The sequence below is a fragment of the Mycolicibacterium elephantis DSM 44368 genome, assembly GCF_004014805.1.
Lineage (GTDB): Bacteria > Actinomycetota > Actinomycetes > Mycobacteriales > Mycobacteriaceae > Mycobacterium > Mycobacterium elephantis.
On the sequence record NZ_ATDN01000012.1, the window covers coordinates 49,383 to 64,510 of the forward strand.

A 15,128-nucleotide genomic window follows, 5' to 3' on the forward strand; every position below is an offset into this window, starting at 1 on the left:
CATGCGGCTGCTGATCAAGAACGTCGAGATCTTCGACGGCCTGTCCGATCGCGCGACCTCCGGGCACGTGCTCATAGAGGGACGGACGATCGCGGCCGTCGACACCTCACCGATCAGCGAAGACGGCGCCACCGTCATCGACGGCAACGGCCGCACGCTGATGCCCGGCATGACCGACGCGCACGTGCACCTCGTCGGGATGGCCAACGCGCTGATCGACTTCGTCATGGGGTCGCAGACCCAGCTCGCCGCGATGTCGCTCGCCATGGCCAAGGACGTCGTGCTGCGCGGGTTCACCACCGTGCGCGACATGGCCGGCGACACCGCGGGCCTCAAGAAGGTGATCGACGACGGCCTCGCGGTCGGCCCGCGGATCTATCCCAGCCAGGCGGCGGTCTCGCAGACGGCCGGGCACGGCGACTTCGGCTGGGTGTACCAGACGCCGACGGCGCTGGGCGGCAAGCAGTCTCGGGCCGAGGAGATCGGCTTCATGCGGGTGGCCGACGGCCCAGAACGCGTGCTGGCCGCGGTGCGCGAGCAGCTCAAGCTGGGCGCGTCGCAGATCAAGCTGATGGCCGGCGGCGGCGCCGCCTCGCTGTACGACCCGCTGTACACGTTGCAGTTCACCGAGGCCGAGCTGCGGGCGGCGGTGATGGCCGCCGAGGACTACGGCACCTACGTGGCGACGCACGTCTACAACGTCGCGGGCATCCGGCGGGCGGTGGACGCCGGGGTGAAGTCGATCGAGCACGGCCATCTCGCCGACGAGGCGACGATCGCGCTGCTCGCCGAGCGCGGGGTGTGGCTGTCGATGCAGCCGTTCGAGGAGCACGACCACCTGTTCATCAGCGAAGACAGCGCCGCCAAGAACCGCGAGATCTGCGGTGGTACCGTGCAGGTCTACGAGTGGGCGAAAAAGCATGGGGTCAAGACGGCTTGGGGCACCGATCTGTTGTTCGAGCCGGACAAAAATGCGCGCCAGAGCGACATGATGGTCCGGCTCAGCGAATACTTCACCAACGTCGAGGCGCTGAAGATGGTGACGTCGGGCAACGCCGAGCTGTTCCGGCTGGCCGGTGAGCGCGACCCGTACAAGTCCGCGCGGCTGGGCGAGGTGGCCAAGGGCGCGTGGGCGGATCTGCTGCTGGTCGACGGCGACCCGCTGGCCGACCTGAGCGTGCTCGGGGACTCCGGCAAGAACCTGGCGCTGATCGTTAAAGACGGCACGGTCATCAAGAACACGTGCGATATTGGTACCCGTGGCAACGATTGAGCGCACCCGCACCATCGCGGCGCCCATCGAGGAAATCTGGGACGTACTGGCCGATTTCGGCGGGATCAGCGAGTGGGCCGACAACGTCGAGCACTCGTGCATCCTGGTCAGCCGGGCAAAGCCGCTCGGCACCGCGCGCCGCCTCCAGGTCGGGCGCGACACCCTCGTCGAGACCATCACCGAGTTCGACCCGCCGCACACCCTGGCCTACCACATCGAGGGCCTGCCCAAGCAGCTGGGCGAGCTCTCCAACCGCTGGACACTGCGGTCGGCGGGCAATTCCACCACCGTGACGCTGACCAGCACGGTCGAGATCGGCTCGCGGGTGGACCAACAACTGGCCGAACGCGTCATGTGTCGCATGCTGGCCAAACAGTCCGACTCGATGCTGGCCGGGCTGGCGGACCGATTGGAGAGTGCACGTGTCTGAGCATCCCGACATCGTCATCATCATGACCGACGAGGAGCGCGCGGTCCCGCCGTACGAGGCGCCCGAGGTACGCGCGTGGCGGGACCGAACGCTCAAGGGCCGCAAGTGGTTCGAGGAGAACGGCATCAGCTTCGAGCGGCACTACACCGGCTCGCTGGCCTGCGTGCCGAGCCGTCCGACGATCTTCACCGGCCAGTACCCCGACCTGCACGGCGTCACCCAGACCGACGGCATCGGCAAGACGGCCGACGACACCCGCATGCGCTGGCTGCGCAAAGGCGAGGTGCCTACCCTGGGCAACTGGTTCCGCGCTGCCGGCTACGACACCCACTACGACGGCAAGTGGCACATCTCCCACGCCGACCTGCACGACCCGGTGACCGGCGAGCCGCTGGCGACCAACGACGAATGCGGCGTCGTCGACCCGGAGGCCGTGCAGCAGTATCTCGACGCTGATCCACTTGCGCCGTTTGGCTTTTCGGGCTGGGTCGGCCCGGAGCCGCACGGCGCTCCGCTGGCCAACGCGGGGATCCGGCGCGACCCGCTGATCGCCGACCGGGTGGTGGCGTGGCTGATGGACCGGTACGCGCGGCGCCGCGCGGGCGATCCCGACGCGCTGCGGCCGTTCCTGTTGGTGGCCAGCTTCGTCAACCCGCACGACATCGTGCTGTTCCCGCTGTGGTCGCGGAACAACCCGCTGCCTCCGTCTCCGCTGGAGCCGCCGCCGATTCCGAAGGCGCCCACCGCGGATGAGGATCTGTCGACCAAGCCGGCCGCGCAGATCGCGTACCGGGAGTCGTACTACTCGGGGTACGGCGTGGCCCCCGCGATCGAGCGCATGTACACCAAGAATGCGCAGACCTACCGCGATATGTACTACCGGCTGCACGCCGAGGTCGACACGCCGATCGACCGGGTGCGCCGGGCGGTGACCCAGGGCGGCTCGGAGAACGCGGTGCTGGTGCGCACGTCGGATCACGGTGATCTGCTCGGCGCACACGGTGGGCTGCACCAGAAGTGGTTCAACCTCTACGACGAGGCGACGCGGGTGCCGTTCGTGGTGGCGCGGATCGGGTCGCAGGCCACGTCGGCGCGTACGGTGACGGCGCCGACGTCGCACGTGGACATCGTGCCGACGCTGCTCGGGGCCGCCGGGGTCGACGTGGACGCGACGGCGGCGAAGCTGGCCGAGACGTTCAGCGAGGTGCATCCGCTGCCGGGCCGCAACCTGATGCCGGTGGTCGACGGCGAACCCGCCGACGAGTCGCGCGCGGTGTACCTGATGACCCGCGACAACGTCCTCGAGGGCGACACGCTGGCGTCAGGCCTGGCGCGTCAGCTCAAGCAGACCGTCAAACCGCCTGCGCCGCTGCGGATCCGGGTGCCTGCGTTCGTCGGCTCGAACTTCGAGGGCCTGGTGGTGCGTGTCGACGGCGTGCCCGGCGGCGAGGGCCATCTGTGGAAGCTGGTGCGCACGTTCGACGATCCGGGGACGTGGACCGAGCCGGGGGTGCGTCATCTGTCGGCCAGCGCGCTGGGCGGCGAGATGTACCGCAGCGAGCCGGTCGACGACCAGTGGGAGCTCTACGACCTGACCGCGGACCCCGACGAGGCCGAGAACCGGTGGACGGACCCGGCCCTGCACGAGCTGCGCCAGCATTTGCGGATGGAGCTCAAACAGACACGGGCGGTGTCGATTCCGGAACGCAACAACCCGTGGCCGTACGCGTCGCGCAGGCCTCCGGAGCCGGGCCGGGGTGTGCGCGGGGCGCTGCAGCGGGTCGGGATCCTGTCCAGTTGACGAACGCGACCAGCACCACGCCGAGGCGCAACTCGCCGCGGGTGGTGACGTGGCGGTGGATCGCGGCGGTCCTGGCGCTGAGTCAGTTGGCCGCACCGTTCGTCACGCAAGCGGTGGCCGGCGACTTCCTGAAGGCCGGCGCGACGAACGCGGCGCTGATCACCCCGGCCGGCTATGCGTTCAGCCTGTGGGGTGTGATCACGGTGTTGAGCGCGGCGACGATGCTGGCGGTGCTGCGGTTCGGGCTCGGCGCGTGGTGGGAGACGAGCGTGCTGGTCGACGCCAGCGTGGTGTTCGCCGGGTTCAGCGTGTGGCTGCTGGTGACCGCGCAGGGCTGGCTGTGGGTCAGCGTGGTGGTGTTCGCACTGATGGTGTCGGCGTTGAGCCACATCATGCGACTGTTGGTGCGGCGCAGCCACGACATGACGTGTGAGCGGTGGCTGGCGGTGTTGGCGACGGCGACCTTCGGGCTGTATCTGGGATGGGGCAGCGTCGCGGTGTTCGCGAACGTCGCCGCGGCGCTGATCGACAGCAGGGTACCGGCCGCGGTGGTGTGGTGGCAGCTGGCGGTGCTGGTCGCGGCGACGGCGTTCGCGGTCTGGTTGGCGCGGATGCTGCGCGGCACGCCGGCGTATGTGGCCGGGGTGTTGTGGGCGCTGGTCGCGATCACCATCGGTGCTGCGCAGCGCGGCAGCGCGGTGTTGTCGACGACGACGGTACTGGCGGCCGTGCTCGTGCTCGGCACGGCGGTGACGGCGATGCGCCGACGCCGGATCTAACGGTTCCGTACGCCAGGTGCTAAGTTAGCAACCTTCTCTGGCGTCAATACTGCGCAGGCACACTTTGCGGAAGCTCGGTCTTGCGTCAACCTAACTACTTAGCTATGCGCTTTCATAATGCATGGGAAACATCACTTTAGCCGTGGAGGCATGGTAACTTCTTTTTGGTTTTGTGACCGATAAACGAGGGGGTTTTGGGTGGGGGCTCAACATCGGGCAAAGAATCGGCGGGTCAGCGGGAGGGCTCTTGGCCGAAAAGGTCGCCACCGCGCCACCCTGCGGCAGGGCGGCTACGTCGACTTCACTCCCCCATCGCTCGACCTGACGACGGGGCGGTCTCCTGTGATGGCTCCATACGCGCGCTACATCGGGCGGGTGGGCGCGCTGGCTCTGGCGCTCGGCGTCGGGGCGGCTGTGGCCACCGGCCAGGGCGTGGGTATCGCCCGCGCCGACAATGCTGCCACCGGCTCCAACGAGAAGTCCTCGACGGCCGATGCGTCGTCTCCGACCGCGGGCCAGGAAGCCGGCGAGGCTGCGCCGACCGACGGCCAAGACACCGCGATCGACGACGACGACGAGACCGCCGACCTCACCGAAGACGTGGACGACCTCGACGAAGACCTCGGCGACGACGTCCCTGATGACGACGTCCCCGGTGACGACAATGAAGTCGACGCGGAAGACATTGCGGACGAGAGTCTTCCGTCGACGACGGCGGAGCCCATTCCAGCCGTCACGGTCACCCCAAAGCCGGACTCCGAAAGCGAGGTGCTGCTCTTGGGTTCGGTAGCCGCATCGCTGTCGAGCACGTCGCTGACGGAGCAAGAGCCAACCACCAGCGTCGCCTCCGGCGATGAAGCCGAGCCGGTGAGCCCGTTGACCGACGTGAACATCGAAGCGGAGTCGTCGCCTGCCGAGCCGACAGAGGTTTTTCAGCTCGTCGCAACCTTCGTTGACGGGCCCGCCGCGACCACGCTGGCCGACACTTCGCCGGAGCAGCCCACGGTGGCGACGGCCGCCGCATCAGACGATTTAGTGAACATTGCGACAAGTTTTGTCGGAATGCTGTTTTCACCGTTCCTCGCACCGGGTCCGGCCATCCCCGCCCCACCGCCGTTCCTGTGGGCACTCTTGGAGTGGGTGCGCCGCGAAGTCCATCGCACATTCTTCAACCCCACCCCGGTCGCGGTCGCCGACGTCGTCACGGTCACCGGTATGGCTCCGACGATCATCGACGTGCTCGGCAACGACGTCGACGGCGAACCTCTTGCGATCGTCGGGTACAGCCAACCCGCCAACGGCACCGTCACGCTCAACCAAGACAACACGTTCACCTACACCCCGGCAGCCGGCTTCAAGGGCACCGATACGTTCACGTACACCGTCAGCGACGCCGGCGGGGCCTGGCACCTGCACGGCCTGGCCGGACTTTTCGGGCTCGGACACACCGCGACCGCCACGGTGACCATCACGGTGGGTAACCCGCCGCCGGTGGTCGGCGACCCCGCATACCAAGTGAGCGTCAACGAGCTTTCCGGCGTCGTCACGGGGCGGGTCAACGCTACCGATCCCGGCGGCGACGACCTGACCTACGAGCTGGTCACGGACATCGACCCGACCCTGGGAAGCGTGGCCGTCGACCCGACCAGCGGGTTGTTCTACTTCATCCCGACGTCCGAAAGCCGCCGCGCCGCCTATGATTCGACGGGCGACCCCACCGTCACCTTCACCATCGCCGTGACCGACGGCGAGGAGAGCGTCACCGTCGACGTCACCGCGCCGATCTCACCCAGCCAGGGCCACCCCGACGACGACGGCGTGCTCGACCCGAACGATTTGGCGGACCTGGTCGCCGACGGGACGGTCGAGGTGGCCCAGAACGACGACGGCACGGTGCGCGTCATCGACGGCACGTTCACCGACGACGTCGTCCGCAACAGCGCCGACGCCGCACAAGCGCTCAACCGTATCGCCGAACTACTGGGTGCCACAGAAGGATTCGCGGACGCCGCTGACATCCGCGTGGAGACGGTGCGCCAACCAACGCAGGACGGCGCCTTCACCGAGGTGGTCTATCGTCTGGAACAGTCCGTCAACGGTGTCCCCGTTCTCGGCAGCGAAGCCATCCTGGTCACCGACGGCAGCGGCACCGTGCTCGGGGTGTTCAGCAGCTACAACGACCGGGTGTTGTCGGTCGACACCACACCGGACGGCAGCGTCACCGACAAGTCGCAGGCCGAGGCGGTGGCCACGGCCGCGCTGCTGGACAGCCTGAGCGACATCCTCGCCGAAGAAGCCCGGGACAGCTTCGTGGCCTCGCTGGTGTTTGACAGCGAGTTGGTGATCTATGACCCCAACCGGGGCGCCGAACCGCGCTTGTTGTGGTTGGTCAGAGTGTCCACACCGTTGCCGGAAGACCCCGATCCGGAAACGGGACCGCCGCCTTCGGAAACCGGGCTTCCGGTTGTCGGCGGCCGCTACTTCATCTACGCAAATGGCGCCGACGCCGGGCAGATTCGCACGGAGAGCTCAGGATTGGACGGTTTGCACGCTCTGACGTCAACCGTCGACAGGGCGCGTGACCTGAAGGACGTCGAGCGGTGGCTGAACGTCCAAAGATCCGGCAACATCTACGTTTTGGTCGACGCGATACGCAACATCAGGACCATGACGTCGTCCGGTGACTTCGTTCGCAAGGGATTCTTCGGCTGGGACCGGGCAGCCGTGTCCGCTCACGCCAATCTCGCCGACGTATACGACTACTACAAGAATCGACTCGGCAAGCGATCCTTTGACTTCGCGGATCGCTTCGGCCTAGGCACCGGCATCAAGATCACCCTCGACAACGCGCCGCAGGCGAGCTGGTACCTCGACGGCGCGAAGAAGGGCTTCCACTTCGGCGATGAGACTCAGCGCGCAATGGACATCGTCGCCCATGAATTCAGCCACGCCGTGATCAGCGACATTGTCGGTCGCGGATATACGTACGGGTTGGAGGGCAACAAGGAATCCGAGGCGCTCAACGAAGCATACGCGGACATCTTGGGCAACCTGATCGAGAACAAGACCACCAGCGGTCGATGGACGATCGGCGAAGACTACCGCAATTGCAGCCGAGTAGCCTCCTGCGGGCGCAGCATGGCCAACCCGGTGCGCGCAAGATATTCCGCCATCAAGAGCACCGACAGCATCTACGAGATGGCGAGCGTGTTCGAGTACGCCGCCTACAGGATGATGGACGATGAAAGAACCAGCGGGATCTCGAACGAGCAGTGGTCGCGGGTGTTCTACAACTCGGCGCAGCGGCTTCACTTCGGTGCAGGGTTCGGGGACGCCGCCAACGCGGTGATCAGTTCTGCACGCAGTCAAGGCTTTACATCGAGCCAACTTGACGCCGTGCGGAGCGCCTTCGCCGAAACCGAGATGTTGGCTCCGCGAGGCTATGTGCCGCCCGCCTCGGACGGACCGACACCGACGCTGGTCTCGACGATCCCGCTGGGTGAAACCCCGCTGAACGTGACGGTCAGCCGGGACGGACGTTTCGTCTACGTCGACTCGTTCAAGGCCACGTATTCGCCGGAGACGGGCTCGAGGCTGGTCGTAACCCTCACGCAGATCAACACGCTGACCGGACAGACTCAAACCGAGGTGATCTCCGAGAGCGCTGCGGGCGGGAGCATCATCTATCCGTACGGCGTGGCGGCCAGTCCCGATGGTCGCTACGTCTATCTGCTGAACGGGGACAACAGCAATATCGCGATTCCCGCAACTGTCACGGTGTTCGACACCGTCACGCAGCAGCCCGTGGGCAACCCGATTCCGGTCGGCAACACGCCCGCAGGCCGACTGTTCATCAGCCCCGACGGCAGCCGCTTGTACGCCACCACCATGAACCCCGGCGGCCAAGGTATGCCCGCGGGCACGATTTCGGTGGTCAACACCTCGACCAAGACAGTCACGCATACGATTCCGGTCGGCTACGTGCAGGACGTCGCGTTCGGACCCGACGGCAGCCGCGCGTACGCGGTCGGGCAGCAATTCACCGCTACTGGCCTGGCGCGGTCGGTCATCAAGGTGATCAACACCGCCAACTCCGCTGTGCTGCGCGAGATCACCGTCGGTGACTACCGGTCGGCCGAAGACGGCATGGTCTACGTCGGCCAGGTGGAGGCAAGCGCTGACAATCGGCGGCTGTACGCCTTGGTGATCGATTCGCAGGAAGATGCTTACGTCTATTCGATCCGGGTGTACGACACTGCGACGGGCACGGTTCTCGACACCTATGAGAACGTGGGCGCGGCGTTCGGCAGCATCGGCCAGCGGGGCAGGTTCATGGTGCTGAGCAAGGACGGGCGGTACCTGTACGCACGGGACGCAGCAACGATGACTCTGAAGGTGATCGACACCCGCACCGGCGAATACGTCGGCGATCCCGTGCCCTATGAAACCAGCTCCCCGAGCGTCGCCGACATGCTCATAAGCCCAGATGGCAAGCAGCTGTACTTCATCGGTCCGGACTCCACGGGCGGCGGCACGATGCATGTCTTCGACCTCTTCTAGCTACCGAGGTCGCCCATGGATCTAAAGGTTCCGTAACACCCGCGCGGCGCGCGGCGATGATCTTGACGTAGGTGCCGTTCGGAGTCGGGGAGGCCGTGTGCGTTGTCGCTGGAGGGCCGCTCTCATAGCGGTCGCGCTGTCAGTCGCCGTCGTCGTCGGAGAGTTTTCGCCCACAGTGGCGCAGGCGCAGCCGACGGCCGCGGTGAAGGACTTCTCCAAGCCGGCGATCGTCATTCTGGGGTACGGCCTCCATCCGAACGGCACCATGCGGCCGGTGTTGCGTCGTCGCGTGATGATGGGACTGACCGTGGCGCAGTTCTTCCCGCAGTCGCCGATCATCGTGACCGGCGGCAACCCGCGCAACGGCATCACCGAGGCCGCGCAGATGCGCCGAATGCTCACGATGCTGGGCTTTCCGCCGCACCGGATCATCGTGGAGGACAGGGCGAACAGCACCGTGCAGAACGCGCGGTTCTCGGTGCCGCTGGCCAAGGAGGCGGACACGTCGGGCATCATCCTGGTCACGTCGTCGTCGCACCAGGACCGCGCGGACACCACGTTCATCAACGAGGGCGCCAACATCCTTGCCACGGTGAGCTTTCCCGATGAGAACCCGCAGACCAACGTCGTGCAGTTCGTGCACGACGTGATGAGCCCGTTCATCAACGTGCGCTAGCCCGGCGGTATCGGCGAGCCGGCCCACGCTGAGTGAGCAGCCACGGTCGCGATCCGGCGGGTTTGACAACCGTGGCTGCTATCTCGGCGCCAACGGCCAGCGGCCCGCCGCCGAGTGAGTAGCTACGGTCGCGATCCGGCGGGTTTGACAACCGTGGCTGCTACCTCAGCGCCAACGGCAAGCGGCCCACGCCGACTGAGCAGCTACGGTCGCGATCCGGCGGGTTTGACAACCGTGGCTGCTACCTCAGCGCCAACGGCAAGGTAACAAGGTGATCACTGCCCCGCGCGGGGGCACGGACACCGACGGCGTGGCTGTTACTTTCGCGCGGTGACGAACGGATTCGTGCAGGTTGCGCGCCGGGTGTGCGCGGTGGTGGGCGCCGCGGTGACGCTGGCCGCCGCTGGTGCCGTCGTCGCGCCGCAGGCGGCGGCGTACTCGCGCGACGGGCTTCCGGTGGAACGGCTGAGCGTACCGTCGCCGGCGATGGGCCGCGACATCGCCGTGCAGTTCCAGGGCGGCGGACCGCATTCGGTGTACCTGCTCGACGGCCTGCGCGCCCGCGAGGACGAGAACGGCTGGGACATCAACACCGGGGCGTTCGAGTGGTTCTATGAGTCGGGGATCTCGGTGGTGATGCCGGTCGGCGGGCAGTCGAGCTTCTACAGCGACTGGTACGCCCCGGCGAAGGGCAGCGAGGGCACCGTCACATACAAGTGGGAGACATTCCTGACGCGTGAACTGCCGACGTGGCTGGCGGCCAACAAGGGACAGGACCCTCGCGGCAACGCGGTGGTGGGCCTGTCGATGTCGGGCGGGGCGGCGTTGACGATGGCGGCGTGGTATCCGCAGCAGTTCATCTTCGCCGCGTCGCTGTCGGGCTACCTCAACCCGTCAAAGGGGTTGTGGCCGACGCTGATCGGGTTCGCGATGAAAGACGCCGGCGGCTTCGAGGCGGTCGACATGTGGGGTCCGCCCAACAACCCGGCCTGGCAGCGCAACGACCCGATGCTCAACATCAACCGGCTGGTGGCCAACCGCACGGCGCTGTGGATCTACTGCGGCAACGGCGCGACAAGCGATCTCGACGCCGGCGGGGACTTCGGCACCCAGTTCAGCGCGCAGTACCTGGAGAACATCACGCTGAGCACCAACAAGGAGTTCAAGGAGAAGTACCTGGCCGCCGGCGGGCGCAACGCGGTGTTCAACTTCCCGCCCAACGGCACGCACAGCTGGGGTTACTGGGGCGCCCAATTGCAGGCGATGAAACCGGATCTGGTGCGGATCCTCACCACGCCGGTGCCTCCCCCGCCGCCCGTGCCCGTGCCGGGCGCGCCGATGCTGCCGCCCGCGCTGCCGCCGCCGGCGCCGGTCGGTTAGGCCTCGCCCTGCCGGTGCAGGTGCTTCCACCACCGGGCACCGCCGGCGAACGCGACGAGCAGGCCGATGCCGCCGATCACGATGCCGGTGAACAGCGACAGGAACATCGGGTCGACGGTGTCGCCGATCGTGCCCGGGCCGAACATGCCGCCGACCAGGAAGCCGAACAGCGGGGCCAGCACCGCGACCGCCAGCCCGAGCAGGGTCGGCCACATCCCCGGCGGCGTGGGTTCGAGCACAACGGGACGCCCGTCGTCGAGAGGTTCTTGATCGGGTGGGGCGCTAGTCATCGGACCTCACTCTCCTGATATGCGAGATGCCGTCGCCCGTGGAATCGGTTGGGCGTTCGGTGCTTTCGAGGAACGGACGCACGATGTCCATCGGGATGGGGAACACGACGGTGGAGTTCTGATCGGCGCCGAGTTCGAGCAGGGTCTGCAGATAGCGCAGCTGCAGCGACGCGGGGCTCTCGCTGAGCGTCATCGCGGCGTCGCGCAGTTCGGTGGAGGCCTGCAGCTCACCGTGCGCGCTGATGACCTTCGCGCGGCGTTCCCGTTCGGCCTCGGCCTCGCGGGCCATCGCGCGCTGCATCATCTCGGGGATCTCGACGTCCTTGATCTCGACCACCTCGACCTGAATCCCCCACGGCTCGGTCTGTTTGGCGATCGACGCCGCCAGGTCCTCGTTGAGGTCGGCACGGTGCGCCAGCAGGGTGTCCAGGTCGGCGCGGCCGACGACCGAACGCAGCGTGGTCTGGGCGATCTGAGAGGTGGCGACCGCGAAGTTCTCCACGGCCATCACGGATTTCGTCGCGTCGACCACCCGGAACAGCACGACGGCGTTGACGCGGGCGGTGACGTTGTCGCGGGTGATGACCTCCTGCGGCGGGATGGTCAGCGTCACCGTGCGCAGGTCGACGCGGACCAGCTTGTCGACGCCGGGCAGCACGACGACGATGCCCGGCCCGAGCGGTCCGCGCAGCCGGCCGAGCCGAAACGCCACCCCGCGTTCGTACTCCTTGATGATGCGCAGCGACGCGATCGCCACGCCCACCAACACGACGGCCAAGAAGACGACCACGACCACCCAGGCGCCCATCAGCGTGGCTCCCGTCGATCGGAGGCATACGTGGTGCGACGGCGGAGTTCGGCTTCGGCCAGTCGGTTTCGCTCATCGAGGTTGTCGTCAAGGGACTGGAACACCACGCCGTCGGGCACGGCCGGGGTACGGCGCAGGTGTGACCACAGCGGCAGCGACACCAGCCCGGCGGCCACCGCGCTCCCTATCAACAGCAGCGCCTCGGGCACGGTGTTGGCGGCGAGCGCCATCGCCAGCGGCCAGATCACCGCGATCGCGCTGACAGCGCAGGCGATTCCGCGGTGGAAACGCGCGGCCTCCGACGCGGGCCAGCTGTCGATCGCCCGGCTGATCTCGCGGCCGTCCTGCGAGGTGGTGCAGGTGTGCTTGACCGGGCAGGCGTTGCAGATCGACGGGCTGCCGCGGTAGCGCATGACGCGGTTGTCCGGGTCGAACGAGGTGGGCCACAGCCACTGGTCCTCGGGGCACAGCCAGGCGTCGTGATCCTCGTGGTAGACGAACGGTCCGTTGCGGTGCCCCTCCACCGTCGCCGCCGCGCGGCGGGCGAAAGTGTCGATGCCGTAGGCGATTAGGACCAGCAGCGCGGCGTAGCCGATGGTCAGCCAGGTGGCGGCTTCGATGCCCGCGGTCATGGGCTCGCCCCGGTGTCGCGGTCGTCGGGCGCCGGGGGCCGCCGGTCCGAGGCGTAACGCGACGTTCCGCCGCCGCCCGCGGTGGCCAGCCCGGTGCGGTCCTCCTCGGCCTCGGCGTGCTCCTCGACGAACAGCGTCTCGGGTGGCAGCGTGTGCGTCGCCGCCTTGATGCCGTATCGCACACCGAGCCAGGCGATCCAGAGGAACGGCAGCACGCCGCCGAGGATGAACAGGAAGTCCCCGGGCATGCGCAGCCATTCCAGCACGGCGTTGCCGGGCTGGGCGATGTAGCCCAGCGAGCGGGCCTCGTAGTAGCCGTCGTTCACCGAATGCCACAGCTGCAGAACGCCCAGCGGCAGCAGGGTCGCGAACACCATCCAGGCCAGCCCGATGTTGAGGCTCCAGAACGAGATCTTGGCCAGTTTGTCGGGCCATTTGTCAGCCGGGATGATGTAGCGCAGCGCGAACAGCGCCAGCCCGACGGCCAGCATGCCGTACACGCCCATCATCGCGCCGTGTGCGTGGTTGGCGGTCAGCGCCGTGCCGATCTGGTAGTAGGACACGATCGGCAGGTTGATCAGGAACCCGAACACGCCCGCGCCCACGAAGTTCCAGAAGCCGACCGCGACCAGGAACATCACCGCCCAGCGGTGCGGGAACGGCGCGCTGCTGCGCGACTGCTGGCGCGAACCCAGCTGCAGGAACGTCCACGCCTCGACGGTGAGGAACGTCAGCGGGATGACCTCCATCGCGGAGAAGAACGCGCCAAGGGCCATGTGCTCCACCGGAGTTCCGGAGAAGTACAGATGGTGCATGGTGCCGATGACGCCGCCCATCGAGTAGAGGATGACGTCGAGGAAGATCAGCTGGATCGCGATCTTGCGCCGCACCACGCCGAGCATCACGAAGATGTAGGCGACCATGACCGTGGTGAACAGCTCGAGGAAGTCCTCCACCCACAGGTGCACCACCCAGAACCGCCAGAACTCCGCGACGGTGAGATGGGTTTCGGTGCCGGCGAGCAGGCCGACCGCATAGAACGCGGGAATCGCGAGCCCGGCGTAGAAGAACAGCCACGGCATGTTGATCTTGCTCTCGGTCTTCAGCCGTGACCGGATCGAGCGGAAGATGATGGCGATCCACACGAACAGCCCGATGACGAGCAGGATCTGCCAGAACCTCGGCAGGTCGAGGTACTCCCACTGCTGGTCGAAGAAGATCGAACCCTTGGCCCAGTCCACGCCGAAGGTGCTCAGCGCGGTGCCCGTCAGCGTGCCGGCGACGACGATGAACAGCGCGCCGAGCAGCGCGTAGGCCAGCCAGTGCTGCCGTCGCGGTTCACGCCCGGAGATGATGGGCGCCAAGAAGATTCCGGCGGCCAGGAACGACGCCGCCGTCCACAACAGCGACAGCTGCACATGCCAGGTGCGCGCCAGGTTGAACGGCAGAATCTGGGCCAGGTCGATGCCGAAGAAGGTGCTCAGATCGGCGCGGTAGTGCTCGATCGCGCCGCCCAGCACCGCCTGGGCGAGGAACAGCACGGCGACGACGAGGAAGAACCAGGCGGTGGCCTTCTGCGACGGCGTGATCTGCACCTGGCCGGGTTGACGGAACGCCAGCGACGGGGTTTCGGTTGCGTGCCAACCGATCTTGCGGCTCCACCGGCCGTAGAGGGCGAACAGCGCGCCGAGCCCGGCCAGCAGCGCGATGAGCGACATCGCCGACCAGACCAGGATGTCGGCGGTCGGGGTGTTGTTGACGCGGTGCTCGGGTGGCCAGTTGTTGGTGTAGGAATAGGAGTGGCCTTCCCGCTCGGCGGCCGAAGCCCAGGCGGTCCATGCGAAGAACGCGGTGAGGTCGTTGATCTCCTGCGGGTCGGTGATGACGCGCGGGATCAGGCCGTATTCGGTGGAGTCGGTGCCGAAGATGTCGGCGTAGTGGGCGCGGATGCGTTCGAAGGCGGCGACCTGTTCGGCGGTGAACTGCAGTGTGCCGGTGGCCTCGTCGTAGCGGTTGGTGCGCATCATCTCGACGACCGCGGCGGTGGGGTCCTGGACGCCGCGGTCGCGCAGGGCGTCGCCGACGTGGTCGGCCGACAGCCGCAGGTACTCGGCCGTGTAGTCGGGGCCGAGGTAGCCGCCGTGACCCATCACCGAGCCGTACTGCTGCAGCCCGCGGCGCAGGAAGATCTGCTGGCCCTCGGTGATCTGCTGTTCGGTGAACAGGGTCTGGCCGTCCGGGCCGACCACCCGCTGCGGCAGCGGCATCGAGTCGGTGTAAGTCCGCGCCGCGAGCACGCCCATGATCAGGAAGCCGAAGACCATGACAAGCGCGACGCCCTGGACCCACCCTTTCGAGATCGCGAGCTCCGCCTTGGTCGGGCGAGGTTCCAGGAACTGCTCGGTCATGCCAAACCCCCGGGGTTGAGATTCAGAGCATTCTGATGGTCAAAATAGCCCTAAGCGTTGAGATATTGGGGATGTTGGCGATTCCGGGCGC

At 67.1% G+C, this 15,128-nt stretch carries 11 protein-coding genes; 7 read left to right on the forward strand and 4 right to left on the reverse strand.

Annotated features, from left to right (window positions below):
• Position 1: 1 nt before the first annotated feature.
• From MELE44368_RS09890 to MELE44368_RS09920, 7 genes are all read left to right on the forward strand, one after another.
• Positions 2–1,273, forward strand: coding sequence for a metal-dependent hydrolase family protein (locus MELE44368_RS09890; RefSeq protein WP_128108305.1), 1,272 nt, complete (start codon positions 2–4; stop codon positions 1,271–1,273).
• On the forward strand, positions 1,260–1,703 hold the full coding sequence (locus tag MELE44368_RS09895) for an SRPBCC family protein (RefSeq protein ID WP_046751226.1): 444 nt from the start codon (positions 1,260–1,262) through the stop codon (positions 1,701–1,703). Before MELE44368_RS09890 ends, MELE44368_RS09895 begins: the two co-directional genes overlap by 14 nt.
• Positions 1,696–3,504, forward strand: a complete 1,809-nt coding sequence (locus tag MELE44368_RS09900) for a sulfatase family protein (RefSeq protein WP_128108306.1) — start codon at positions 1,696–1,698, stop codon at positions 3,502–3,504. Before MELE44368_RS09895 ends, MELE44368_RS09900 begins: the two co-directional genes overlap by 8 nt.
• Positions 3,501–4,283 (forward strand): TspO-related membrane protein, encoded by a 783-nt coding sequence (locus tag MELE44368_RS09905; protein ID WP_128108307.1) that lies wholly within the window; start codon positions 3,501–3,503, stop codon positions 4,281–4,283. The genes MELE44368_RS09900 and MELE44368_RS09905 overlap by 4 nt, the downstream gene beginning before the upstream one ends.
• 345 nt (positions 4,284–4,628) lie before the next feature.
• Positions 4,629–8,843 carry an Ig-like domain-containing protein gene (locus MELE44368_RS09910; RefSeq protein ID WP_128108308.1) on the forward strand — a complete coding sequence of 1,405 codons (4,215 nt, stop codon included), beginning with the start codon at positions 4,629–4,631 and terminating at the stop codon, positions 8,841–8,843.
• 97 nt (positions 8,844–8,940) lie between these two features.
• Positions 8,941–9,519 (forward strand): YdcF family protein, encoded by a 579-nt coding sequence (locus MELE44368_RS09915; protein ID WP_128108309.1) that lies wholly within the window; start codon positions 8,941–8,943, stop codon positions 9,517–9,519.
• A 363-nt stretch (positions 9,520–9,882) separates the two neighbouring features.
• Complete coding sequence (locus MELE44368_RS09920; RefSeq protein WP_409366113.1) at positions 9,883–10,899, forward strand: esterase family protein; 1,017 nt, start codon at positions 9,883–9,885, stop codon at positions 10,897–10,899.
• Here the strand turns inward: MELE44368_RS09920 and MELE44368_RS09925 are convergent.
• Genes MELE44368_RS09925 through MELE44368_RS09940 form a run of 4 tightly spaced genes read right to left on the reverse strand, consistent with a single transcriptional unit; the run spans position 10,896 to position 15,037 of the window.
• On the reverse strand, positions 10,896–11,189 hold the full coding sequence (locus MELE44368_RS09925; protein WP_128108311.1) for a hypothetical protein: 294 nt from the start codon (positions 11,187–11,189) through the stop codon (positions 10,896–10,898). The genes MELE44368_RS09920 and MELE44368_RS09925 overlap by 4 nt on opposite strands.
• Positions 11,182–11,997: an SPFH domain-containing protein gene (locus MELE44368_RS09930; protein ID WP_128108312.1), complete on the reverse strand. Its 816-nt coding sequence runs from the start codon at positions 11,995–11,997 to the stop codon at positions 11,182–11,184. The genes MELE44368_RS09925 and MELE44368_RS09930 overlap by 8 nt, the downstream gene beginning before the upstream one ends.
• Positions 11,997–12,629, reverse strand: a complete 633-nt coding sequence (locus MELE44368_RS09935; RefSeq protein ID WP_128108313.1) for a hypothetical protein — start codon at positions 12,627–12,629, stop codon at positions 11,997–11,999. Before MELE44368_RS09935 ends, MELE44368_RS09930 begins: the two co-directional genes overlap by 1 nt.
• On the reverse strand, positions 12,626–15,037 hold the full coding sequence (locus MELE44368_RS09940) for a nitric-oxide reductase large subunit (protein WP_128108314.1): 2,412 nt from the start codon (positions 15,035–15,037) through the stop codon (positions 12,626–12,628). The genes MELE44368_RS09935 and MELE44368_RS09940 overlap by 4 nt, the downstream gene beginning before the upstream one ends.
• Positions 15,038–15,128 lie beyond the last annotated feature (91 nt).